The sequence below is a fragment of the Agromyces sp. NPDC052230 genome (assembly GCF_040679595.1).
Taxonomy (GTDB): domain Bacteria; phylum Actinomycetota; class Actinomycetes; order Actinomycetales; family Microbacteriaceae; genus Agromyces.
On record NZ_JBFAVC010000006.1, the window covers coordinates 80,017 to 103,422 of the forward strand.

The window sequence follows — 23,406 nt, forward strand, 5'->3', positions numbered from 1 at the left end:
GACAATCGGTTCCTCAGAACGCACAGGAGGTCTAGTCCCATGGCTCTTCACACACAGCAGTCGCTCTCCGGCTTCATCGCCTCGGAGCCGCAGCAGTCGGTCACCGAGAACGGCGACACCCGCTTTTACGTCCGCGTCGGCCAGCCGCACTTCCGTCGCGAAGACGACGGAAGCTTCAGCGAACTCGAGCCGAGCTTCCACGACCTCGTGACGTACCGCGCCACCGCCGATCGGGCGTTAGCCCGCTTCGCGAAGGGCGACAGTTTCGTCGCCGAGGGCTACGTCCGTACCTTCCAGGTTGAGCGCGACGGCGCAATCATCGAGCGCGAGGAGTTCGTCGCGAAGAAGATCGGCCACGACCTCGCCCGCACCAACTACGACGTCGACCGCTCACGGCGACCCGCACCGACTGTCGAGCAGGCGGTGCCCGACGCGCTGGCATCACGAAGGCCGGCGCTGGTCCGCGGCGAGCCTTCCGCCCTCGGGTTGTGAGACGACAATGACGGATGCCTCGAGCCGCTGGCAGACGGACAACGACGCGCTCGGGGCCGACGCGTTCGACGACCTCGACCGGCCTCTGACCCCGGAGCCCCCGCACCCGATTAACTGGAACCTGCTCACCGCCGAGGAAGCAGAGATCGAGTGGATGGAACTCAACCGTTGGGTCAACTGGCTTCGCCGCACGTACGGCCTGCCGGCGTCCGTCGTTCCCCCGTTCTGGCACCGCCACCCCGAACTCGTCTGGGAACTCTCCGCCCTCCACCTGCACTGGCTAAGCGCCTACGACCCCGACCAGCACGGCTCGGCACCCTTCGGCTGGCACCGCGACTTCGCCGACGCCCGCCAGCGCCTCCACGACTGGGTCGCAGTATCTGGCACTCGACTGGACCGAGATCGCCCGACTCGCCAGACGGTTTGGCCTGGTGAGCCGTCGGCGGATGCGGTCGAGGACGTCTCGATCGCTGATCGTGAGGAGGACTTTGTGCGGTTCGTCAGCGAGGATGTCGGTCTTCGTCGCGACGCGGAAGCCGCCTTCGGCTGCAACGTCGCGCGACGGGCATAGCTCAGGCGGAGTGGTCGCTCCAACCTCACGAGAGATAGCAGACATCGGAAATATATCCCCGGCGCACGGTGCCGAGCGGCCTCTGACCGCGGTCAGAACGGCGGGGACGCCGGCCAGTCTGCATCGCTTAAGTCGGCTTGGTCCGGTGGTGATTCTTCATCGACTTCCTGTGAAAGAGGCATTAGCCATTCGGTCGTCACCGACATCGTCCGGCTATTCGGCGCCGACTGGGGAGGAAGCTCGTCAATCCTGACTACCACTGGAATCTGGGCAGAGACGCCCGACAAGACGCAGGTGCCGGTTGGGAGAATCGGCAGCGACTCGAACGAGACACGGTCGAGGTATGCCACGGCCTTCTCGATCGCGTGAACGTCGAGGTTGTTGACGAGCCGGTGCAGGAAGTAGTTGTGCAGCTGCGAGATGATCGTCTCAGAGATGTCGTGTGGGCGCTGGCTAGCGATCGTCAGGAAGACTCCGAACTTGCGACCCTCCTTGATGATCTCCTCGAAGGTCTCCAGCCGGTAGTCGCGCCAAGCTTCACTCTCGCGCGCGGACTCGGTCGAGAGGATGTTGTGCGCCTCGTCGATTATAAGGTTCAGGTAGCGCTGACCACTGGGATCGATCCTCTTCTTCGAGTCGTAGAGATGCTTGCAGACGATCATCGGGATCACCTTGCGCATCGCAAGATTGACGTTGCGAAGCGAAACCACGGTTAGCGGACGCTCGGTGAATGCTTCATCCGAGACACGCACCAGGCGCTTGATGCTCGGGACACGTTCATCGAGTCGCTTCATCAGCGGTCCGAGGTGCTCCCGGTTTGCGTAGCCCCGGATCACCTCACGGTAATACTGCAGCACGAGCTTGAATCGGACGAGGTCAACATCGCCAATTCCTTCGAAGCTCTGCGCGATTTCGGTCACCTTCCTGCTGATGAAATCGCCCCAGTCGTCTGCGCTGGACCACCGCTGAACTCTGGAGTATGGACCCCAGTAGAAACTGTGGTTACCCGTGTGGAGGCCCAAGGTGTCGCGGAACTCCTCGACAAGGTCCGCAAACTCGCTGGATGCACTCGTGCCGAGGCAGAGTTGAATCTCCTCGAGAAAGCGCGTGGGCAGCAGGCGGTCGAGAGAAGGGTCCGTGCTCTTGGTGTAGTCAGCAATCAGGCCGCCAACGATCGCAAGTAGGGTAGGCCCGTCAGTGACCTTCGTATCCCAGTAGCCTCCCAAAGCCCTTGCAATGAATGGCGCCTGTGTCTTCTCGGTAGCGTCGAGGAGCACTGACCATAGCGTTTGGTCGTGTATTGCACTCGTCGGCAGGGGCAGCCGGTCACCTGCGTCATCGTGAGTCGAGAGGTCGTACACCTGCTTCACGTCGTCGCCTGCGATGACCGCCGTGGCGTAGTCGCTTTCCGCGCCGGAGCGGTTGACGTACTCGCCGTTGAAGTCGATCAACACGAACTGCGATCGCTGACGAAAGCTCTCGATCGATCCGTATCGCTTGAACAGCTCATGGTAGAGCTTCGCGAGCGTGTAGGACTTACCACTGCCTGTGTTGCCGAAGATTCCAATGTGACTTGCGAAGATCGCGTTGACGCCGACGGCCACAGGCTGCGTCGGTTCCATCGCGAGGCTCCCGATCGGCAGCGGCTCGTCATCGGTGGCGACGAATGTGTGGATGAGACCGAACTCCTCCTCGGTGAGGATGAAGCACTCGTTGTCGAGGAGCGGCATTTCGCGAACGCCACGCTCGAAACGGCCGCTCTCGATGTATCCGACGAGGCTGACGTCGAGCTGCCGTGACATGGGATCGACCCCGCGCCGGTAGGTTGCCGATGCGGCACGATCCTCATTGACGACCTCGCCATCAACCTTGGCGATGAGTTCGACAAAGCCCTTAGCGATCTTCAAGTAGCTCGCTACCGCGACGTTGCGAACGAGTCCGCCGCGGTACAGAAGGTGCGAGTTGTTCTTCAGCTTGTCGACGGCGATGCGTACTCGCCGGCCGTCGACCGAGACGACGCGTCCGACGCGAAACACCGCGTCCTGGTCGAGGAGAGCGTCCTCAAGCATCGGGTTCAGCCGCTTGCGTGCGGATGTCGAGTTCGATCCTCTGGTCGGGCTCCGGGATCTTGTCGCGGACGATCGGCGCGAAGTAGTGAGAGTCAAGCACGTCCAGCGTGGCGCGCCGTTCTTCGGTGCCGTCACGCGGTTCGTCCGGGGTCACCAGTTGGATGTTGCCGTTCTTCACGTCCGAATCGGGGATGAGTTCTTCGTAGGCGGAACGGTCGCTACGCGAGTAGCAGAACACAATGATCTGGAGTGTCGGGTTGGTCCGCGCCGCACGAAGCACTAAGTCACGTAGGTGCTCGTCTCGGAAGGAGAAACCGTGGACAAAGAGAACGCTATTCTCCTTCTCCAACTCGTTGGCGAACCGGCGGATCAGCTCGTAATACGTCTCGTTGAGGACAGTCGACGCGAACTTGCGCTTGTCTGGATTAACGATCCCGAGCTGGTCATAAGCATCTGCAAATGCGCCCACCGCGGCTGCTGAATCGGGCCCCAACGGAGCCTCCTGCGCTTCGCTCAGAAGCTCCGAGACCGAACGAATGGTCGGCCCTTCATCCTCTGGCTGCGGCGTCACGAGCACGCTGAGCAGATGCTGGCGCGCTTCCCCGAGCAGCCCCTCGACTTCTTCCACGAGAGTCAGCCCGTGGTCAAAGTAGATATCAGTACTCCCGTTCGGCTTTGTCTCCTGCTTCCATGCGGCGGACCCGTGAAGCTTGACGAGGTTGAAGACGGGCACCTCAGACCGATGCTCGTAGCGACTGCCTATCCGATACCGAAGCGTGTTGAAGTCGCCGAGGTCGAAGCGCGGCCTAATCTTGCCGCTGAAGCCGTCGCTGAAGTCGATTCCCAACCCCTCGAGGGCGACCTCGAACACCATGTCGACGTTCGTCGTGAAGATGTTCGCCTGTTTCGCGAGCAACGAACTGTGTCGCTTGAGAAGGATACGGTTCAGAGTACGCAAGAAGGTCGCATACGACCTCAGGACCGGCTCCGCCGTCGCGTCACGCTCGATGATCTGCCGATTGGGGACGAGCACGTTCTCGAAGAAGTAAGCCTGTATCGACGCGCGGACGAGATGCTTCGCAGCGTCTGTTGCATCAGCGTCAGAAAGGTCCGTGAGCGCCAACTCGATGTTCCCGAGCCGTGCGAAGAACGCACTCGACGTGCCTGCGCCGATTAGGAAGTTCAGGTGTGCGGCCTCGACGATCGTGCGTAGGCGTTCAGGTGTCATACGCTGCCCGTGTATGCCCACAACGGGCTGGTGGTCGACGCCATCGATTCGCACCTGAGTCACTGCTGCTCGTCTCCTTCGCGGATGTAGGTCACACCGAAAGCGACGACCTGTCGGAACTCTTGGCGCCGTGCAGCGAGGTCGAACTGGCTGCCAGAGCCCTTCTGAAAGATATCCAGCCCACGGCCGAGCAGAATCTTCCAGCCGTTGTTGGCCCGGATGGAGCGATCATGGATCGACTCGTCCCAGACGACGCTGAAGTTGATGCCGGCAGCCGCTGCAGCGTCCTTGATCTCCGTGAGCATGAGCAGGTGCTGCCGCTGGAACTCACCGGTATCGGCCTTGGTGACAAGCGTCACGCCAATCTCGTCTGCTGGGTCCTTCACCGAGGCGAGAAGGGCGAGCAGGTCGACTAGGTTGCGTCCCTGGTGTGGCAGTCGAATGTACGGGTCGACGATTGTCATCTCGGTCGCCTCGCTCAGATAGGGAAGAAGCAGCCTCTCATACGAGATACCGCGCTGATTCTCCTGGAACTCGCGATGCCCCTCGAACAATGCCGGCTGAGTCAGCTCGGCGTGTTTAGGTGCCACCAATACCGGATCCTCCGCCAAGACTGCATCCAGGAGAGTATCGCGGCCGTGCGCTGCGCGCTGGTGGTAGTAGGTCGGGTACTCCTCCTCCTCGAGCGTCGCCACCTGAAACCAAGTGCCGGTCCTGTCTGAGTATCCGAACTTGACGTCCGCCATCGTCGCGTCAATGCGCAGGATCTGGTCCTTCACGCGCTTCCGCCCCTCGATCGCAAACCGCAGGACCTCCTCGATCTCCTCCGACGTCACCTCCCCATGCGGGTAGAGGATCTTCATCAGCCCCGAGAACGTCTTGTGAATGCCGTCGCGGTCGCGGGTCGAGATGTCCGACCCAAGCGTGAAATGCTTCTGGTAGCGGTCGGAATAGTCCGCGTTCCGCATCGACTTGAGCACTTCGGCAATGTAGTCGACGACGAAGCCGTACCCGTCGGAGAACATCTCACCGCGGATCGTGTCGACCTCCCACCCCGGGATGTAGTGGTGCAGCCGGTCGAGGTAGGCGGAGTCGTGGTAGCTCTCGGGCAGCTCGTCGAAAAGGTCCGAGTGTTTGAGCATGTACGGCACGGTGTGCGAGGTGTTGCCGACGAATACCATCGACGCCTCCGCGCCGAGCGTCTCGACTCCACGGGAGAACGATTTGTTCGCCATGTAGTTCTTCATTATGTCGACGAGCGCCTTGTCCGCTCGCTTCTTCTTACCCGCAAACTCGTCGAAGGCTACGACATCCCAGTAGCCGACAAGGCCCAGGCGACCGTTGGCGTTGTTTACGAACAGCTTCGGCACCGTGACCTCGCCGCCGGATATGAGCATTCCGTGGGGCGAGAACTCCGAGAAAATGTGCGACTTGCCAGTGCCCTTCGGCCCAAGCTCGACCAGGTTGTAGTTGCGCTCGACGAACGGGATGAGGCGCACGAGCTGGATGAGCTTCGCGCGTCGGCCGAACAGATCCGGGTTGAACCCGATCGATTGGACGAGCAGGTCGATCCACTGGTCGGTCGTGAATTCGCGCCGCGCGGCGAGGTAGCCATCGAAGTCGAAGTTGGAGAGCTGGATCGGCTTGATCGACCCGAGAATCCAAGGCACGACACGGGCGTCATCGCTGTGGAAGTACTCGATGTCGCAGATGCACCACACGCCACCGACGAGCAGTTTGGGATGGGCCTTGATCGTCGCGGGCTCGACGAGCACGCCCTTGATTCCGAGGTTGGCGAATTCGGCCTGGTAGACGTCATCCTTCTCGTTGAGCGTCGCGGTCACCTTGTCGATGATGCGGTGCCGACCGCGCTCGCGAATCGTGGACTTCACAAGCTCCGACTGGTTCCGGTGCACGTAGTGTTCGGCGAGGATCTTCCGCACTGTGTCGATGCCCGCCTGAATGGTGGCCTCATCATCGGATGCCGCGTATTGGCCGAGCAGGTACTCGAGCACGTATGACGGCACGATCGCGTTGCCTCTGACCGCCTTCACAAGGTCCTTGCGCACGACGACCCCAGGAAAGAATCGGTTGATCTTCCGGTCGAGCTCGGACTGGGTCGAAGGCGCGTCCACAGCTGTGTCCACAAGTCCCTCGCGGGGCTCAACGGCGCTATCGAATTTCATGGCTGACCCTTCCTAGAATTCAAAGTCCGACGCGAACGAGCGCTTCAACGTGTAGGCCGCCTTAGCGAAGACTCTCCACTGATTGGTGTTGGGGATGCGCTCCTCCAGACGGAACTCGACGGCTCGGTTGTTGTAGTCGCTCGACTCCTGGCTGAGCAGCATCCGAGCGCTCTGGTAGCGGTCGCGCTGGTCGGCCGAGGTCTGGTCAAAGGCCAAGTCGACGTGGTTGGAGATCAGGGTCTCGCCGACGTACAACCCAGCCCTCAGGATGCGGGGCTGAACCTTGTCGCTAACGGGCTCGGTCTGGAACAACCGGACAACGACCTGGCCGGTTGTGATCTTGTCGGACTCCGGCCAGACCTCGACGTTGACCAAGCGGGTATCGCTCTTGCGCTTCTTGTTGACCGCCAGCACCGGCACGACGACCTCTTGCAGCGTCGCCCCGCCATGGACGAAGCGTGAACCGCCGCCGGCCAGCCGCAGGCGGTGGATTGACTTGGGGATCTGGACTTCGAGGTAGCTCTGCAGACCAAGCTGCGAAGCCTCGAAAGTGGTGAAGGCATTGTCGACCTTGAGTCCCATGCCCAGCACGAAGCGCCGGTTGACCACCTTGATGTCGTCGCCCTGCGGCTGGGTCGACAAGAAGAAGGTGTCGCCGAGCGCTTCATCCTGGAACAGGAAGCCGTGGTCAGCGGTGATGAAGATGTTGGTGGCGTTGGCACTGGCCAGCTTTTTCACCAGGTCGACGATGTCGCGCAGCGTGTCTTCGACAGCTTCGAAGACCTGACGCTCAGTCCCGGGCTTGTCCCCCGTGGCGTCGATCCGGTTGTGGTATACGTACAGGACCCGATTGACCTTGTAGAGCTCCCGTCGTTCCTCGGCGTTCAGGGCTTTGAAGTCCTCGGCCTGGATAGCCGAGCCACCGACAGCCTCCAGGATCTTGCCCCGATACGCCGTGTTGTTGGTCGGCTGGTCGTCAGCCAGCACAGTCTTGGCATCCGCTGAGTGCTTGAGAGTCGAGTGTGGCAGCAGCGCCGCCATGCCGAGCTGGGTGTAGCTCGGCAACACCCCGAGGACGGCATCCAGGTTTGCGTCGAAGCGGTCCTCCTGCCTGATGCGGGAGCCGAGTTCGTCGGCCACCTCGTAGCGCAGAGCGTCCGAGATGATGACGACCGCCTTCTTCTCGCCGTCACGCACCAGCGGCTCGATGTAGTGGGAGTAGAAGGCGGTCTGCGACCGCAGAATGGTTGAGTGCCACTTCTCGGTTTGGTCGACCTGCTGCTGCCAGGCGTTGCCCACTTCGTAAACGAACTTATTGGTGTAGCGCTTCTCCACCTGTTCGCGCAGAGCCTCTAGCGGTTTGGGGTACTCCGCTGTGCGGGCAGCGAAGATGAACTGGCGGTAGTGCTGGTCAATTCGGAACCACTCGCGGCGGTAGCGCTCCAACCCGTCGTCAAACGACTGCACCCCGACATCGAGTGAGGCGATCTCGCCGAGCAGCTCAGAGGCGTTGGCGATAGCCGTGTAGAGCTGCTTGTAGTTGTCGATCCAGACGCTGCTCTGGCGCGCCCGGACAACTTCTGCGACCTCACGCGGGGTGACGGCCTGATCGACAACAGCCCTTGCCAAGTCGCTGATGATCTTCTGGTCGGTCTCCTCGAAGAGGTCGATCACTACCAGGTCACGGAAGCTCGCATCTTCGATCTGCGACTTGTAGTCGAGGTCACGGGCCGCCCGCTTTGCCAGAGTGGCGAGGGCATCCTGGCTCCGGCGGTCGTTGCGCAGGCTGGCGAAATCGAGTTGGATGTTCTGCAGTCCGCCAGGGCGGTCGGACTTGAAGCCCTCGATCGCCCGCTGAAAGATCCACAGCACTAGGTCATCGATGGTCGGCGACGGCACCTCGTAGCCGTAGATTCGGGCAACTCCGAGCCAGTAGAAGCCGTCCAGACGGTAGTCGACGAGCGAGTCGTGCTTGGCGTGCTGTTCCTTGGCATTCTCCACCAGGAGAGCACGAGTGATCTCGAGCAGGCTGTGCGAGTCCTTGATACCTAGCAGTACTGCGGTCATCTTGGCGCGCAGGTCCGTGGCGTCGTCCTCAGGGTTCAAGAGGGCTTTGAGACTCTGGACACGCTTGGTCGCATTGAAGAACTTCTCGTGCGCCTGAACGACTTCCTCGACGCCCGCGGCGGTCAGGCCAAGATCCTGCGCGACGAGAGCGGTACGGTCGGCCGTGAAGACCCCGTAGGCCAGTTCCAGGTCAAACAGCCAGTTGCCGATGCCCGTTGGTGCTGGGGCGGACCGGTAGACGAGAAACTTGCCTTTCGGCTCGTCGTGTAGCAGCCGGTTCTTGATAGCGAACTCATCATTAGCGACCCGGATAGTCTCGACACCCGGCAGGTCGAGGCGATCCAGGTCAGCGGCATAATGGCCATCCGGGTCGTGCCAGAAGACAACCCGGCGACTGTCGAACCACCGCAGCAGGTGCGGGAGCACGGTAGTGGAGTCACTCATCACTGGCCTCAAGCCCCGGAATCCTCTTCAGGGCGGCGCCGAGCTTCGGGTAGTTCGCCTTCACGCCGTCGTCTAGGTCGATGGCGAGCTGACGAGAAGCCAGCGGGTAAAGCACGTCGTGCTCATACTCCTCAAGCTCCACCAGCACCTTGCGCAGACGATCTGTTGCCTTCTGGGCAACCGCCTGCTGACGTGGGGTGCCGCCACCGGTGGCCAGACGCTCCTGTTGCTGGAGACTCGACGAGAGTTTGGCTCGGAACTCACGCAGGTACTCGTTGAGCACCGTCGACACCGTGGACGGCGTGTAGCGGTGCATGTAGATCAGGGCATTGAACGACCCGTGGGGGCTGGAGAACAGCCAGTAGATCGGGCGCTTCCTGTACCGCTGCACGTGCTCTTTGTAGAACGACCTGACAAAGTAATCGCGGATGTCGCTGACACCGAGCGACTCGGTGACGAAGCGCAGGTTCTCCTCGAAGTGCTGCTCACCGAAAGCGGCGCGAAGGAACTGACGGAAGCGCGCGACAATGTCGTCCTCGAACCAATCGCCATTCACGATTGGGATGACGTTGTCCTTGTCCGGCGCGAACGTCGGACTTGGAATCTTGGCGAGGTATCCCTGCAGCGTGGCGCCCTGATCGGCGAGGATCAGCCCTGGCTCGTCCAGGCTGTAGCGGCCGAATATGCAGCCAACAGCGTAGGAAATGAAGTCTTCGACCAGGAGTCGAGCAGCGGCCGGCCGATCGCGGAGACGATCGTCAAGGAGACCAGTCGGACGCTGAACCTCCAGTTCGAACGCGTCCTCGCCAATTGCGCCAGAGGCTCGGAAGTGTTCCTCGATCTCTCGCTCGATCCCCAAGATGGTGTCCTCCAGCGCGAGCCGCTCTGCACAGTCGGCCACAAGAGCGTCCTGAGTCTTGAGCAAGGCTCTGCTCGACCCAAAGTGGGACCCGCTGAAGGATGGAGAAATCTCCAGCCGACTCCAGATTGCCGTTGCGTGGGCAAGAGCTTGCTCGACGAGTGCGGTCACGAAGGTCGGATCGTTCGGGGGGATAACAGGGATACGCCCGACGGGACCCTCGTGATAGTCCAAGGTCGGAGATAGGGAGTCGATCAGCTCCCGAGCGATCGGCGTGTTCAGATAGCCAAGCAACCAGCGGAGGTCGCTCTCCCGCGAGGGGAACAGCATTGAGCCCTTCGTCTCGAAGATGTATCCGCCGGGAGAGAGCCGCATTGCGAACTCGCCCGACAGGCTCGACCAGGTGGCTCCCTCCCGGAAGTAGTACGCGGTGTTCTGAGCCCGCGACTTGGGCCGACCGCCTGACTCCGTTCCAAAGACCCTGATCTCCTTGCCGTCGTCATACCAGTCGACGAGGTACTCATCATTGCCAGCCCATCGGCGTGGAGTTCCTCCCTTCTGCAGAGGAAACCACTTGGCCTTCGACATTGCAGCATCAGCGCTGTCGATTGCGTGTCGATTAGTCCGCGAAGCCGACACCTCCCACCAATAGCGAAGGAAGCGGTTGTTGTCGCCCGTCGCAAGTCCCTGACGTGTCACTCCAAGCGTCGATAGTGGGAGGTAGTCGCGGTAAATCGCAAGCTCGTCCGGTCGCAACCAATAGGCGAACGGACTCCCGTCAATGTCTAGAAACGAATGCTGTTTAGCGACAAAACTCTGATATCTGGGATCGAGAAAGAACTGCTCCAGTGCGTCCCGCTGTCTCACTTCGAGCGCGCGCTCATAGAGCTTGCGATAAGTGGCGGCACAGTTCAGGTCAGGCTTGGATCGCAGGACAACGAATGCTGCAGACGCCCAGTCAGATCCGAAGACGCCGCGACCAAAGTGCACAAGGCTTGTGAGGGTGTTCTCTGTAAGGAACACGCGTCGCCAGTCCGAGAATGACGACTGAAACATCCAGCCATGCGGAGAGATAACGCCCCAAGCCGCGCCACCGACACACAAGGAAGCCGCCCGCTCCATGAACATGGTGTAGAGGTCAGATCTCGTCATCGGGAAGTTGTTCTTGGCAAACTGCACTAATACGTCGCCCATGGTGTTGCTACCCATGTATGGCGGGTTCGCGACCACAGCGGAGTAGCGAGGCGAGAGGTACTCGGCCTGGACAATCATCCTCTCCGCCCGGCCGAGCACGTCAGCCAAGAGAATGTCCCCGCTGTCGTCGAGCTGGGCGATGTGCAGCTTCAGTCGAGCGGTCAGCTCGGGGTCGGGCCCGATTAGCGACCCCAATATGCCGGCGTGCTCGAACTGGTTCCAGAACGCCGACTCGGCATCCCGGTCACCGTCAGGTGTCAGCAGGAAGTCGATCTCGTCGGGCGTGAAGCTGATCGGGTCGAGTACGCAGACGCTCGGATCCACCTGCTTGTTGAAGAACGTGCGCTGCTTTGCTCGCGCCTTCATGGTTAGGGCAAAGGCTCCCAGTGCGCCAGCTCGGGGATCGATCTCGATGCCGTAGAGGTTGTTGGTCAGGATCAGGCTCGGGATCTCTGCCGGGGCGTACCCTTCCTCCTCGTAGATGGCGTACAGCAAGTCAAAGGCGTAGGTCAGCATGTGCCCCGACCCGCAGGCCGGGTCGATCACCTTGAGGTCTTCCGGGCGATCGATCTTGAGGAAGTCGGTCTCCTCGTCGACCGGAGCGATGTAGTACTCCATCTGGTTGACGAGGTGTGATGATGGGCGGTTCAGTATCCACAGCCGGCCAAGGGAATTCTCGACCAGGTAGCGCACGATCCAGTGGGGCGTGAACAGCTGCGTTGCTGCGGGGATCTCGTCAGCGCCAGCCTTCTGGTTCTTCTTGAAGCCTGCAAAGACCTCGTCTTTGCGCTCCGAGATATAGAACTGGTACAGCCAGCCGATGACCTCGACGTCCTCGCAGACGTCCTTGGTGAGCACTTTGACCGCACGGCTTGGCACCGAGTCGTCGGCCAGCAGGTTGGCCGGGATAAGCAACTCGGTGAAGTCGCCTTCCCGCTCGAACATGAACGGCATGGTGCGGTTCCAGTGGCGGCAGTAGTCCGCGAGCAGAAGCGCGTAGGCCTCGCTCTGTGCGTCGTCGCTGCGTCGGGTGCCGTTGAGGAGAGCCGTCACGGTCTCGCGGGTGTTGGTTCCGACCACCGCGGTGTCGACATTGCCGCGCTTGGCTCCGGCCAGGATCTCGGGCTGACCGGCCTCGACGCCAACCTGCGGGGAGACGACGCCGACGCCGGTGTAGCCGTTGGCGTCCATGAATCGCAGCGCGATGATCCGGTTGAACCAGGTATAGGCAACCTTGTCGGCGACGACAGTCTTGCCCTTGTCGCCCCCGCCGGCTGCGCTGACGGCCTTCTCCAGGGCCTCGACGGCCGTGGGCTGCTCCACCCGCTCGGCCGAGGCAGGAGCCAGTACAACAGCTATCCGGGCGGTCACCTCGCGGATGAGTGCCATGCGTGCCCAGGTGGCGAACGACTTCAGCGGCGCGGTTTCCATCAGAGTGAGATTCGCTTTCCGTCGTGCAGTGTCAGGACGAGCGCGCTGCGCAGCACGGCGAGGTAGCGGTCGACGTCCTCCTCCGTCTCTAGCACCCCGGAGACGCCGGTAGCCGAGATGGTCCTCACGGACACGGTCTGCTTCGGCGGCGGTGGCGTGCCGCCCGTGCCGTCGTCCCCGCCCTGCTGGGAGGGGACCAGTTGGTCGAGCAGGCCGGGGTAGACAGTCTCCTCGAAGCTCGAGCCGGCCTCACGGATGAGAGCGACCTGGTTTTGGGCCCGGAGGCGGGAGATCGTCTGGTTGACCTGGCGCAGAACGCTCTCCTGGGCGTCCGGGGTCGCCTTGGCGTAGAAGGCGCTCTGCTCGATCTCGGCCTTGCGTCCCTCGATGGCCTCGACGACCTCGGTGCGGTAGGTAGCGACGACTACGTCGATCTGGGCGCGCAGCTGGTCGGCGGCCTGCTTGAGCTGGGCCATCCGGTTGCCGCGGAACGCGTTCAAGTCATCCAGCGCCGTGCGCACCGCGGCGTCGCTGCCCGAGGGTAGGTAGCCGAGGTTGCTGCCGTGGGTGCTCAGCAGGTCTGCTGCTTGGTCGTAGATGGCCTTCTGGCCACCGCTGAGGAAGGCCTGGATTGGGTCGATCGTGCTCTCCTTAGCGTCTAGCAGGTCGTCGCCAAGGTTGAAGTCGGCCAGGTACCAGTCGTCGGGCTTACCGACCACCCGGTCGAGCAGGTCGATCGCGGCCGAGAGCTGGCTCACGAACGGGTACTTTGAGCCCGTTACGGTGGCCTTGAGCTCGTCGCGCTTGGCTTTCAGCTTGTCGGCGCCGTGTCGGGCCAGCTCTAGCGGATCTTTGGGGGTGTTGCCCTCGTCGAAGAAGTCGGTGCAGAACTTGCGGAAGGCGGCGACCTTGCGCTCGTCGAAGGTTTTCTGCGGAGACACCACCGCGTGGGCATGCTTCTGGGTGTTGCGCAGCGCCGTGGCGACCTCGGAACGCTTGAGGACGTTGCCGTCGACGGTGAGCGTGACCTTGGAGGTGCCGATCAGGTAGCCGATCAGGACTTCGATCGAGGCCAAGTCCCAGCCGTAGGGCTTGGCCGTGAAGGTGTCGACGATGGTCTTGACCGTGACTTGCTCGCCGAGGACTTCCTTGCGCAGGACGAACGACAGCACCTCCTCCGCCGGCGCGAAGAGCTTGCTTGCGTCTGCGGCGTTGAACAACCCGGTGTCGGGGTTCACGGCACCGGCGACCTGTTGCTCGCTGTAGGTCCTGCCGTCGAGCAGTTTGAGCTGTGTGTAGGTGCGGCTTACCAGATCCTGGAAGCCGTCGGTTACCCGCACCAGCGCGTCCTGCGAGTTGGAGGTGATGTCGGCGGCGTTAATGACCATGGAGGACTTGCTCACCGAGACTTTGACCCGCTCGATCAACTCCTTCTCGCGGTCGATGTTCTGTGCGCCCTTGGTCTGCAGGATCTGGCCCTCGATGGCCGAGATCGAGGTGCCCTGCTTACGCTTGATGTACTTCTCGGTCTTGATTAGAAGACGCAGGTCCGCGAGCACCCGGGCGTCCGGCTCGAGGATGACTCGCAGTTCGTCCTTGCCCGCGCTGTGCATGCGGATCTCTTCGGGCGAGTACGGGTATTCCGGCGAGATGAAGTGGATCGCCAGCTCGCGCTGCGGACCGTGGGCCTGATCGTCGAGCTTTATGCCGAACGGGAAGTCCTGGCTGTTCTTGGCGTAGCGGATCTTGCTGGTCTTGATGACATCGCCTGACAGGATCCTGAACAGTCGACTGCTGACCTCGGAGGCGTCGATGTCGACGTTCTTGATCTCCTCCTCGATGACCTGCTCTTCGTTGGTCAGGTACTCGTAGGTGCTGCCGCTTCGCTGGATGTAGGTCTGGGTCTCCAGCAGCGTGAGCGCTTCCTTGACCTGCTCCGATAGTGCCGGAAGGTCGAGGCCGAATCGGTCGTAAACCAGCACGGTCAGGTTGCGCGGGGTGGCTTGGAAGCTCTCGACGTACTTGACCAGGAACAGCGCCTTGAGCAATCGGACGGCCAGATCGTTGTCGAGGTTGCGCTCGGCGACGTCGATCGAGCGCTGGGCAGCGGACTTCAGCGAGGCGCGGATGCCGGCAAACATGCGGTCGAACGTGGCGAGCTGGCCGACCGCGACGTTACCGATGTCCTTGGCGACCTGTTGGACGACGCCAAGCATCGAGCGCTCACCGACCGAACTGTTGCGGCCCTCGAAGACGTTGTGATCGGAGATTCCCTCGATTGCGGCTTGGAAGAGCGGGAATTGGTAACTGACGAACGGGTAGGTGCCGACGAAGTGGGCCTCGTCGGTGTAGTTGCGGTAGGTCTTGGCCCCGTCGACAAAGTCGAACAGCGTCTTGAAGTTGGCGTGCTGCTCAGCGTAGATCACGCTCAGCGCACCGCCACCGGCATCGTTCTTGTCCAGCAGACGCTTGCGGATGACCTCCTCGACGTCGGCGCTGGTCAGCTTGAGGCGGGTCTTGAACCGGGCCTGGATCTTGGAGAAGTCGTTACCCTGCTGGCGGGTGCGGTCGCCGATGACCTTATCCATGTCCTCCTGCGAGGTCACGAACACCCACGCCCGGCCACCGCACTTCGTGTTGAGCGACTCGGCGATGGTCTGCAGATTCAGCATCAGCTTGGTGTCGCTGCCGATGAACTGGCCGACCTCGTCGACGAAAAAGTTCAGGCGGAAGGTCGGGTCGTCCTGCTTGTCGAGCCAGGCCTTGACCTCGTCGGCGAAGTCCTCGATCGAGACCGAGTACGAGCGACTGTACTGCCGGACGATGCCATCAGCGGTCCCGCCGTTGACCTCGGCGAAAGCCCGGTCGATGCTCGGCCCCTCCAGTGCGCTCTGCTCGCGTCCCAGCGTCCACGAGATGCCGGCAATGCGCTCGAAAGCCTGCTGGAAGGCCTGGTACTGACCACGGCTGTCGAGGTCGCGCTCGAAGCGGGCAACGTGGCCCTGGTTTCCGTAGTATCCCCGGGACTCGTCGAAGACCTTGACGAACACCTTGAGCAGGGCGTCGGTCTGATCTTTGGAGATCAGTGTGGCCTTCTGGTCGATGTTGAACAGCAAGCTCTTGGCCGGGATGCGGTCTGCCCTGTTCAGCAGGCCGGGCAGAAAGGCGTCCGGGGTCTTGTCCCGGAAGCTGTCGGAGACCTTTCGGCGCGGGTAGTCCTGGCCCTCGACGTCGCCCAGCAGGTGGGCGAGCATCTTGAGCATGTGCGACTTACCGGAGCCGAAGAAGCCGGATATCCACACGCCGTTGGCGTTCGTGTAGGAGGTGTACTCCTCCAGGAGGATCTCCAGACCCTTGGCGGCTTCGTTGGTGAGGACGTACTCTTCGACCTCGGTGCCCAGGTGAGCGGCGTCATCGGCCTTGATGACACCCTCGATCGGACGCTGGATGTCCTTGGCGAAAATCTGGTTGAGCAGCATCGAGCTCACGCCTCCTGTTCCAGAATGTTCTTGGCTCGGTAGTACTGGTCGTCCTTGAGCCGACCGAACAACACGAGCGATGAGCCCAATGTGTCGGACTGCTCATAGCGACCCGGGAAGAACATGAGCATCGGCTTGCCCTTGACCACCGACTGCAAGTTGTTCAGCACGTTGTGCGAGCGTATGTACGGGAAGACCTCACCGATGCCGGTGAGGAACAATATGTCGAACTGTTCCTGAGCGAGCCGGTCGCGGATCGCCGGGGCGATGTGCAACTGCGGGTCGAGCATCCCCTGGAGCATCTCGCGGAAGTCGTCCTTGTCCAGGTCCGGCTCAGCTGCCAAGACCCGATCCCACACGTTCCGCTCCTTGAGCAGCGCGACCGACAGGTCGTAGAGGTTGATCTCGACGACCGTAACCCCGGCTCCGGCCAGCCGGTTCTTGACCCGCTTCTTGGCCGCGGCGACGGCGAGCGAGTCCTCCGGCGGGTAAGGGTAGATGAAGAACGGGACCTCGTTGCTCAGGCCCTCCATTTGCAGGAAGCGTCGGCCGCTGAGCACAGCGAACAGATGCTGCTCTTGCCCGGACTGTGTCTTCGGAATCACTGGACAGCTCCCCGCCCTGCAGCCTGCTGGGTCGGGAAGAACCGCAGATCACTCGGCGTGCGGGCATTCAGTCTCGTCGCCACTCGCTCGGACACCACGGCGGACACGATGTAGCCCATCTCTGACAGGAGTTCAGCCTCCTGCAGCATCTTGAACACGTTTGACCTCAGCTTCTGCAGCGTCGACTCCTTGATGGTCGACAGCTCCTCGTGCCACAACGCCTTGGTCCGGACGAAGCTGTCGAAGTCCACGTAACCCAGCGTCAATGCGAGAGTGAGGTACCGCTCACGCAGTACCTCTTCGGCGAACTCCCCAATCAGGTCGTAACGGCGGCAGGCGGCCGCCCACATCAGTTGCGCACGTTCCGATGCGGTCGCATCAACAAGGAGTTCGACTTCGTCGTCGGTCAGCGCCGACAGACGCTTCACCGTCTCGCGCACCAGCCGGACACCCGTCCGGTAGGTCCGTGCCTGCAGGAGGTTGCTCTCCACTGCTCGGTCGCGCACCAGCTCCCAGTCTCGCAGCTCGACATAGACAGGTCCGAGCAGCGCGCCCTCACGAGCAAGGAGGGCTCCCGTCGTGAACGAGAGCGCATAGCGCTCGACTGCTGCGGTTTCGCTCGTCACGTGACACTCCTCCCTGGAAAATGGCAAGTCGATCAGGATACGACGAACCAGCGACATTCATGGCGATTTCGCTCGCCGGCGAGCCTTCCACGCAACTCGCAGCAGCACCTTCACCCTATCGGCGGCGCCGCACAGCACGGACTCCTGACAGACCCACCCCCCGGCCATCCCACCGAATGCAGAGCACGCAGCCAATGAGAGGTTCCGTCGGAGGCATCGCGCAATTCCCGCAGCTTGCGGGCTCAGCCTTCGGGCGCCAGCCGCTGCAACACCTCCGCGGCGACCGGATTGACTGACCGGTCAGGCTCCGCGTAGTGCTCCTTCGTGGTCGATGTCGATGTATGCCCGAGCACGTCGGCGGCGGCCTGGATGCTGATCTCGTTCGCGAGAAGCGTCGCACCAGTCCGGCGGAAGGCGTGCGGGGTAATCTCCATGTCCCCCAGGCCGGCGCTAGCGAGGATCGCGCGGAACGTCCGTCTGGCGTTGTTCGGGGTGAGCGGCGTCCCCCTCCGCGAGTGGAAGAGCAGCGACTCCTCGTCCTCCCCCGCGATTAGCGCGAGCCTCCGCCGGATCACCTCCGCGGCGAACGCCGGCACCGCGATCGCGCGATTCGACTCGTGCGTTTTCGGGTGCTCCTGCCGGAAGACACCCTTGCCTCTGCTCACAATGACTGTGCCCGTGACGTACACCCGGGGCGGGTCGGCGGTCATGTCCACGTCGCACTTGCGCAGAGCTAAGGCCTCACCAATCCGCGTGGCGGTGCCGAGCATGACCTCGATGAGGTCGCGAATCTGCCCGTCGGGTCGTGGGCCAAGTCGTCCCTCCTCCGTGCGCCAATCTCGCGCAGCCCTCCGGATCTGCGAGATCTGTTCGGCAGTGAGGGCCTTCGGCACGTGCTTCGGCTTCTTCAGCCTCGATGTCTCCTTCACCGGGTTGCGCGGGACGATCTCGCGCCGCACCGCGAACGACATGATCATCCCGAGGATCGTCCGCGAGTGCTTCGCCCGTGGGTAAGACTTCGCCCGCTGTGTCTTCAGGAAACTCTCGACGCGTCCGACGGTCACCTCGCGAACGGTGAAGTTCCCGAACGTCGGCATCACGAGCGTTCGGAGTTCGCGTTCGTAGGTTTCCTTCGTGTTGTCCGCCAGATCGTGATCCCGACGCATGTCCTCCAGCCAGGCGGCGGCGAGGTCGCTGAAGGGCGAGTCCGCAGAGAGCCCGTCGGCGCCGTCGCCGAGCCGCATCCGACCCGTGAGCTCCTTCTTCAGCGCCCATCCCGCCGCCGCTCGGCTCTCGGCGGTCCACGAGACCTGACGAGTCACGCCGTCCCAGTCGCGGTACCGCGTCGAGGCGCGGTACTTGCGCACTCCGACCTTCTGTACGGTGATCTCCCCGAACGTGCCGATCGGCAGCCGCTTTCGACCTGACATCAGCGTCCGCCCCCGCTGCGCGTCATCCCTGGTTCGGTCTCATGCAGGCGGTCGAGCCAGCGCCGGACGTCGGAGATGCGGTACCGGAGCTCCCGCCCCACTCGGATGCCGGAAGGGCCCCTCCCGTCGGCGCGCAGATCGTAGATCGCCTGCGCCTGCACGCCGAGGTACTCGGCGAGCTCGCTGGTCGTCAACATCGGCTCGAGGCCGAGTCCGGAGATGCGTTCGCTGTCCATGACACTTAGGTGTCCGAGGACATCCCAGACGAGCCGAACCCACCCGAGCACCTTCCGTTCAGGAAGGCCCGCGAGACCGGTTCTGGACCAAAAGTGTTGGATAAACGTGTTGCGCATCAAATCTCGTCCCTTCGCGTGGGACAAGAAACCCTGATGAGACGAGATTTCGAGGTAGGGCGGACGGGACTTGAACCCGTGACCGATGGATTATGAGTCCACTGCTCTGACCGGCTGAGCTACCGCCCCGCGCGGCGCATCACTCGGGGAGTGCCGCCGGCGCGATCTCGGTGACCGGGTCGGTCACCGGCTTTCCACGATACAGGCTCTCGAACGTCGAGATCGTGCGCTGGATGTCGTGCGCCGCGATGAGACGGAGCGACTCCTCTTTGAGAGCTCGGTACTCGTCGGGCGATGCCTCGAGTACCGTGCGCAGCTTCGCGGCGAGATCTTCAGGGCTGCCCGGTTCGAAGAGGTAGCCGTTCTCGCCGTCGTGCACGAGATGCGGCAGGGCCATGGCGTTCGCCGCGACCACGGGGAGCGCCGAGGCCATGGCCTCCATGGTCACGATGCTCTGCAGCTCGGCGATGGATGGCATCGCGAGCACCGACGCGCGGTGGTAGGCATCGCGCAGCTCGTCGTCGCTGACGTACCCGGTGAACGTGACCCGGTCGGCGATGCCGAGGTCGACGGCGAGGTGCTCGAGGTTGCGCTTCTGGTCGCCGCCGCCGACGATCTCGACCTTCACGTCGAGCTCGTCGGGCAGCCGGGTCACCGCGTGCAGGAGTACGTCGATGTGCTTCTCCCCCGTGACACGACCGACGAACAGGATGCGGTTCTCGGTGCGAGGCTCCCACGACGGCGAGTACTTGTGGGCGTCGATGCCGCACGAGATGGAGTGCACGCCCGAGAGTCCGGTGTGCCGCTCGAGGAACTGGGCGGCCTTGCGGGTCGGCGTGGTGACGGCCTCGGCGCGACCGAATGTGCGCCGTGCGGCCTTCCACGCCAGCCCGACCGCCCATTCCTGCCACGCCTTCGGCAGCAGGGTGAACTCGAGCATGTTCTCGGGCATGAAGTGATTGGTGCCGATGATCCGGATGCCGCGACGCTGCGCCTCGATCGAAAGCCCTCGGCCCACGTTGATGTGCGACTGGAAGTGCACGACGTCTGGCTTGACCTCGTCGATGACGCGCGCGCTGTTCTGCTTGATGCGCCACGGGAGGGCGAATCTCAGCCAGTCGTGCGGGTACCAGCGCCAGGAGTAGAGGCGGTGCGCGGTGAGCTCCTGGCCCTCGTGCACCTCCTTCCACGTGCCGTGACTGCGGCCCGCGGCGGGTGCCATGACGTGCACCTCGTGGCCGCGCTCGACCATTCCGGCCGCGAGACGCTCGGCGAAGCGGGCGGCGCCGTTCACGTCGGGGGCGAACGTGTCGGCTCCGATCAGGATCCTGAGCGGACGTTCCGTCTCTGCGCCGTCGGTGCCGGCTGGGGGTGTCGCACCAGGTGTGTCAGACACAGTGGTCGTGTTCCTCACATTCGTCGGAACGAGGCGATCGGCCTCGTGGGATGCACGGCCCGGGGTTCGGCGCGCGCAGGCTGCATCCGACCCTAGTGTACGCGGGCTTGCTGCCGCGCCCCTGTGTACGCATGTCGTCGAACGCGGTCAGAGCCGGGTCTGCGGGTGATTGCGTGCGAGCATGAACACGCCCCACACGGCGATCACGCCTGCGATGACGAAGACGAAGTTGGCCCACAGCGGCGCCTGCGAGGCCTCGCCGAGCACCAGGATGCCGATCGCCACGGCGACCATCGGGTCGACCACCGTGAGGCCCGCGATCACGAGGTCGGGCGGGCCGGTGGCATAGGCGTTCTGCACGAAGTAGGCGCCGAGCGCCGTCGCGAGGATCAGTCCGATGAGACAGAGCAGCGTGAGCCATTCGAACTCGCCCTGATCCAGTCGACCGAGCACGACCTTGGCGAGCGTCGCGACGAAGCCGTAGAGCACTCCGGCCATGATCACGTAGAAGATGGCCCGGATGCGGTGACGCAGCATCCCGAACGTGATCGCGGCGAGCGTGAGGACGACGGCCAAGACGATCAGGATCGTGACGAGGTGCGTGTCGGTGACCGGCCGGTCGACGGCCGTGAAGGCGGCGACGCCGACGAAGAGGAACACGCCGCCGACGCACATGAAGATCGAGGTGATCGACTTGCGATTCAGCTCCACGCGGCTGACCCGCGAGTTCAGGATCGACGTGATCACGAGGGCGATGGCACCGAGCGGCTGCACCACGATGATGGGCGCGAAGTACAGGGAGCCCAGCTGGAAGACGATCGCGAGGGCGAGCATGAGCGTGCCGAGCACCCACGACGGTCGCGCCAGCAGGAGCGAGAGCTGCTTGACGTTCAGTCCCTTGCCGAGCGTGTCGACCGTGCTGGACTCGACCTTCACGACGCCCCGGTGCTGGAACTGTGCCCCCAGCGAGAGGAAGACCGCGCCGATGAGCGCGAGCGGGATCCCGATGAACTGCGTGGGGTCGAGCGCGATCTGCTCGGTGAAGTCGGTCAGGTCGGGATCCACGCAACGACACTACCCGTTCGCCCGTCGATATCCTTGGCGAATGGCCGTGCTCCCCATCCGCATCTCCGGCGACCCCGTTCTCCACTCCCCCGCACTGCCGGTCGGCACCATCGACGACGACGTCCGCACCCTGATTCGCGACCTGTTCGAGACGATGGATGCCGCTCCGGGCGTAGGCCTCGCCGCACCGCAGGTGGGAGTGCCGCTGCGGGTGTTCACCTACGGCTGGGTCGACGAGGCTGGTACCCGCTGGCGGGGTGCGGCGATCAACCCCGAGCTGTGGATCTCACCGCCGCCGGCCGGCGAGCCCGACCTCGACGAGGAGTCCGAGGGCTGCCTGAGCTTCCCGGGCGAGCGCTTCGGTCTGCGCCGGGCCGAGCGTGCGATCCTGCGGGCCACCGACCTCGAAGGACAGACGTTCGAGATCACGGCCGAGGGCTGGCTGGCGCGCATCTTCCAACACGAATACGACCACCTCGACGGCACGCTCTACACCGACCGGTTGGGCGAACGCGACCAGCGCATCGTGGCGAAGATCTCGAAGAAGCTCGGCTGGGGCAAGCCGGGGGTCTCCTGGATGCCCGGCGTCGACCACCTCGAGGACTGAACGGCCGCGACATCCGGATGCCTCAGACGAACGCCCGGATCGCCGCCGCAACCAGTGCCGCCGCGACGACGACCACGATGAACGGCACCCGCAACGCGAAGAGCGCGGCGGCCACCACGACCGCGGGCACCCGAGCATCGAGCACGATGGCCTGCCCGGCGCCGAGCGTCTGAACGGCGATGAGTGCCGCGAGGAGCGACACCGTGAGCAGGTCGGCGATCCGAGCGGGCCGCTCGCGCTCGAGGAGTCCGGCAGGCACGAGGTAGCCGCCGAGCTTCAGCGCGAGGGTCGCCGCGGACGCGATGAGGATGATGTGCCACGTGGTCATGCGTCCCCCCTCCTGGAGAAGAGGTCGAACCAGCCGACGAGCACGGCCACGCCCGCAGCCACGAGCACCGGCAGGCCCGGCATGAGCACGGGTGTGGCGATCGTCGCGACGAGTGCCGCGCCCACGGCGACTGCCCCGGCCTGGACGCGCTTGAGCCTCGGCCAGAGCAGCCCGAGGAACGCGGCGGCCGCCGCCGCATCCAGTCCCCACGCGCGGGTGTCGCCGAGCGCGTCGCCGATGAGCGCCCCCGCGAGCGTGGTGAGGTTCCAGCCGACGAAGATCACGATCCCGGTCATCCAGAACCCGACGCGGGCGGCGCGATCCTCGCTCTGCGCGAGCGCCACCGCGGTGGACTCGTCGATGGTGATCCAGGCGGCTGCGACGCGCTGCAGCGGTCCGCCGTGGTCGACCACGGGCTTCATGCGCATGCCGTAGATCACGTTCCGGATGCCGAGCAGCGCCGCCGTGGCGATGGCCGAGCCGCCCGCCGCCACGCCGCCACCGGCCAGCACGCCGGCCAGCGCGAACTGGGATCCGCCGGTGAACATCACCAGGCTGAGGAAGCAGGTCTGCCACACGTCGAGGCCGGCCGCCACCGAGAGGGCTCCGAACGAGATGCCGTAGGCGGCCGTCGCGACGCCGACCGCGAGGCTGTCGCGGAGCGCTTCGCCGCTCGCGGTGCGAGGTGCGCGCGCCCGCCGCACACGCCCGGGCGGCTGTTGCTGCATGCGTCCTCCGGATCGGCGAGTGGATTCGCGACGCAGGAGGCCCGGGGCCCTGCGAACGGCCAACTCCACGATAACCCCGGGCGGGAGGTGGTTTCCCACGGCGAAACCCCCGGTCGAAATGGACCGGGGGCTCATGGCTCCCCCACTTGGACTCGAACCAAGAACCTATCGGTTAACAGCCGATTGCTCTGCCAATTGAGCTATGGAGGATCGCGTGTTTCAGCAGAGCCACTCTAGCAAAGGGTGGC

At 63.5% G+C, this 23,406-nt stretch carries 17 protein-coding genes and 2 tRNA genes; 3 read left to right on the forward strand and 16 right to left on the reverse strand.

Features of this window, described 5'->3' with window-relative positions; all coding sequences use genetic code 11:
- Positions 1-39 precede the first annotated feature (39 nt).
- Together AB0K73_RS13990 and AB0K73_RS13995 are read left to right on the forward strand one after the other, a co-directional pair.
- Complete coding sequence (locus AB0K73_RS13990; RefSeq protein ID WP_360513939.1) at positions 40-492, forward strand: single-stranded DNA-binding protein; 453 nt, start codon at positions 40-42, stop codon at positions 490-492.
- Between the two features lie 7 nt (positions 493-499).
- Complete coding sequence (locus AB0K73_RS13995) at positions 500-1,063, forward strand: hypothetical protein (protein ID WP_360513942.1); 564 nt, start codon at positions 500-502, stop codon at positions 1,061-1,063.
- Between the two features lie 92 nt (positions 1,064-1,155).
- Here the strand turns inward: AB0K73_RS13995 and AB0K73_RS14000 are convergent, their stop codons facing one another.
- From AB0K73_RS14000 to AB0K73_RS14060, 13 genes are all read right to left on the reverse strand, one after another.
- Positions 1,156-3,132: an ATP-binding protein gene (locus AB0K73_RS14000; RefSeq protein ID WP_360513945.1), complete on the reverse strand. Its 1,977-nt coding sequence runs from the start codon at positions 3,130-3,132 to the stop codon at positions 1,156-1,158.
- Positions 3,125-4,423: a hypothetical protein gene (locus AB0K73_RS14005; protein WP_360513948.1), complete on the reverse strand. Its 1,299-nt coding sequence runs from the start codon at positions 4,421-4,423 to the stop codon at positions 3,125-3,127. The genes AB0K73_RS14000 and AB0K73_RS14005 overlap by 8 nt, the downstream gene beginning before the upstream one ends.
- A complete protein-coding gene (gene brxL / locus AB0K73_RS14010; RefSeq protein WP_360513951.1) occupies positions 4,420-6,546 on the reverse strand; it encodes a BREX system Lon protease-like protein BrxL in 2,127 nt (708 codons plus the stop codon). The genes AB0K73_RS14005 and brxL overlap by 4 nt, the downstream gene beginning before the upstream one ends.
- 12 nt (positions 6,547-6,558) lie before the next feature.
- Entirely contained in the window at positions 6,559-9,057 is a 2,499-nt protein-coding gene (pglZ, locus tag AB0K73_RS14015) for a BREX-1 system phosphatase PglZ type A (RefSeq protein ID WP_360513954.1), read from the reverse strand.
- A complete protein-coding gene (gene pglX / locus AB0K73_RS14020) occupies positions 9,050-12,541 on the reverse strand; it encodes a BREX-1 system adenine-specific DNA-methyltransferase PglX (protein WP_360513957.1) in 3,492 nt (1,163 codons plus the stop codon). The genes pglZ and pglX overlap by 8 nt, the downstream gene beginning before the upstream one ends.
- A complete protein-coding gene (brxC, locus tag AB0K73_RS14025) occupies positions 12,541-16,020 on the reverse strand; it encodes a BREX system P-loop protein BrxC (protein ID WP_360513960.1) in 3,480 nt (1,159 codons plus the stop codon). Before brxC ends, pglX begins: the two co-directional genes overlap by 1 nt.
- 5 nt (positions 16,021-16,025) lie before the next feature.
- Complete coding sequence (locus AB0K73_RS14030) at positions 16,026-16,553, reverse strand: DUF1788 domain-containing protein (RefSeq protein ID WP_360514675.1); 528 nt, start codon at positions 16,551-16,553, stop codon at positions 16,026-16,028.
- A 68-nt stretch (positions 16,554-16,621) separates the two neighbouring features.
- Positions 16,622-17,251, reverse strand: coding sequence for a DUF1819 family protein (locus tag AB0K73_RS14035; RefSeq protein WP_360513963.1), 630 nt, complete (start codon positions 17,249-17,251; stop codon positions 16,622-16,624).
- A gap of 242 nt (positions 17,252-17,493) precedes the next feature.
- Entirely contained in the window at positions 17,494-18,618 is a 1,125-nt protein-coding gene (locus tag AB0K73_RS14040) for a tyrosine-type recombinase/integrase (RefSeq protein ID WP_360513966.1), read from the reverse strand.
- 62 nt (positions 18,619-18,680) lie between these two features.
- Positions 18,681-18,917, reverse strand: coding sequence for a helix-turn-helix domain-containing protein (locus AB0K73_RS14045; RefSeq protein WP_360513969.1), 237 nt, complete (start codon positions 18,915-18,917; stop codon positions 18,681-18,683).
- A gap of 172 nt (positions 18,918-19,089) precedes the next feature.
- Positions 19,090-19,163, reverse strand: a tRNA-Ile gene (locus AB0K73_RS14050).
- A 10-nt stretch (positions 19,164-19,173) separates the two neighbouring features.
- Positions 19,174-20,430 carry a glycosyltransferase gene (locus AB0K73_RS14055; protein ID WP_360513972.1) on the reverse strand — a complete coding sequence of 419 codons (1,257 nt, stop codon included), beginning with the start codon at positions 20,428-20,430 and terminating at the stop codon, positions 19,174-19,176.
- Between the two features lie 147 nt (positions 20,431-20,577).
- Positions 20,578-21,495, reverse strand: a complete 918-nt coding sequence (locus tag AB0K73_RS14060) for a DMT family transporter (RefSeq protein ID WP_360513975.1) — start codon at positions 21,493-21,495, stop codon at positions 20,578-20,580.
- A 40-nt stretch (positions 21,496-21,535) separates the two neighbouring features.
- On the opposite strand from AB0K73_RS14060, the gene def reads away from it, so the two are divergent.
- Complete coding sequence (gene def / locus AB0K73_RS14065; RefSeq protein ID WP_360513978.1) at positions 21,536-22,102, forward strand: peptide deformylase; 567 nt, start codon at positions 21,536-21,538, stop codon at positions 22,100-22,102.
- Between the two features lie 22 nt (positions 22,103-22,124).
- Here the strand turns inward: def and AB0K73_RS14070 are convergent, their stop codons facing one another.
- The 3 genes from AB0K73_RS14070 to AB0K73_RS14080 form a co-directional block, all read right to left on the reverse strand.
- Positions 22,125-22,430 (reverse strand): AzlD domain-containing protein, encoded by a 306-nt coding sequence (locus AB0K73_RS14070; protein WP_360513981.1) that lies wholly within the window; start codon positions 22,428-22,430, stop codon positions 22,125-22,127.
- A complete protein-coding gene (locus tag AB0K73_RS14075) occupies positions 22,427-23,158 on the reverse strand; it encodes an AzlC family ABC transporter permease (protein ID WP_360513984.1) in 732 nt (243 codons plus the stop codon). Before AB0K73_RS14075 ends, AB0K73_RS14070 begins: the two co-directional genes overlap by 4 nt.
- 134 nt (positions 23,159-23,292) lie before the next feature.
- Positions 23,293-23,368: transfer RNA gene (locus AB0K73_RS14080), tRNA-Asn, on the reverse strand.
- Between the last annotated feature and the right edge of the window lie 38 nt (positions 23,369-23,406).

Coding starts and splice junctions, on each gene's coding strand:
- AB0K73_RS14070 (WP_360513981.1), bottom strand. CDS start 22,430: ATGACCACGTGGCACATCATCCTCATCGCGTCCGCGGCGACCCTCGCG.
- AB0K73_RS14045 (WP_360513969.1), bottom strand. CDS start 18,917: ATGGACAGCGAACGCATCTCCGGACTCGGCCTCGAGCCGATGTTGACG.
- AB0K73_RS14075 (WP_360513984.1), bottom strand. CDS start 23,158: ATGCAGCAACAGCCGCCCGGGCGTGTGCGGCGGGCGCGCGCACCTCGC.
- def (WP_360513978.1), top strand. CDS start 21,536: ATGGCCGTGCTCCCCATCCGCATCTCCGGCGACCCCGTTCTCCACTCC.
- AB0K73_RS13990 (WP_360513939.1), top strand. CDS start 40: ATGGCTCTTCACACACAGCAGTCGCTCTCCGGCTTCATCGCCTCGGAG.
- brxL (WP_360513951.1), bottom strand. CDS start 6,546: ATGAAATTCGATAGCGCCGTTGAGCCCCGCGAGGGACTTGTGGACACA.
- pglZ (WP_360513954.1), bottom strand. CDS start 9,057: ATGAGTGACTCCACTACCGTGCTCCCGCACCTGCTGCGGTGGTTCGAC.
- brxC (WP_360513960.1), bottom strand. CDS start 16,020: ATGCTGCTCAACCAGATTTTCGCCAAGGACATCCAGCGTCCGATCGAG.
- AB0K73_RS13995 (WP_360513942.1), top strand. CDS start 500: ATGACGGATGCCTCGAGCCGCTGGCAGACGGACAACGACGCGCTCGGG.
- AB0K73_RS14000 (WP_360513945.1), bottom strand. CDS start 3,132: ATGCTTGAGGACGCTCTCCTCGACCAGGACGCGGTGTTTCGCGTCGGA.
- AB0K73_RS14030 (WP_360514675.1), bottom strand. CDS start 16,553: ATGGAGGGCCTGAGCAACGAGGTCCCGTTCTTCATCTACCCTTACCCG.
- pglX (WP_360513957.1), bottom strand. CDS start 12,541: ATGGAAACCGCGCCGCTGAAGTCGTTCGCCACCTGGGCACGCATGGCA.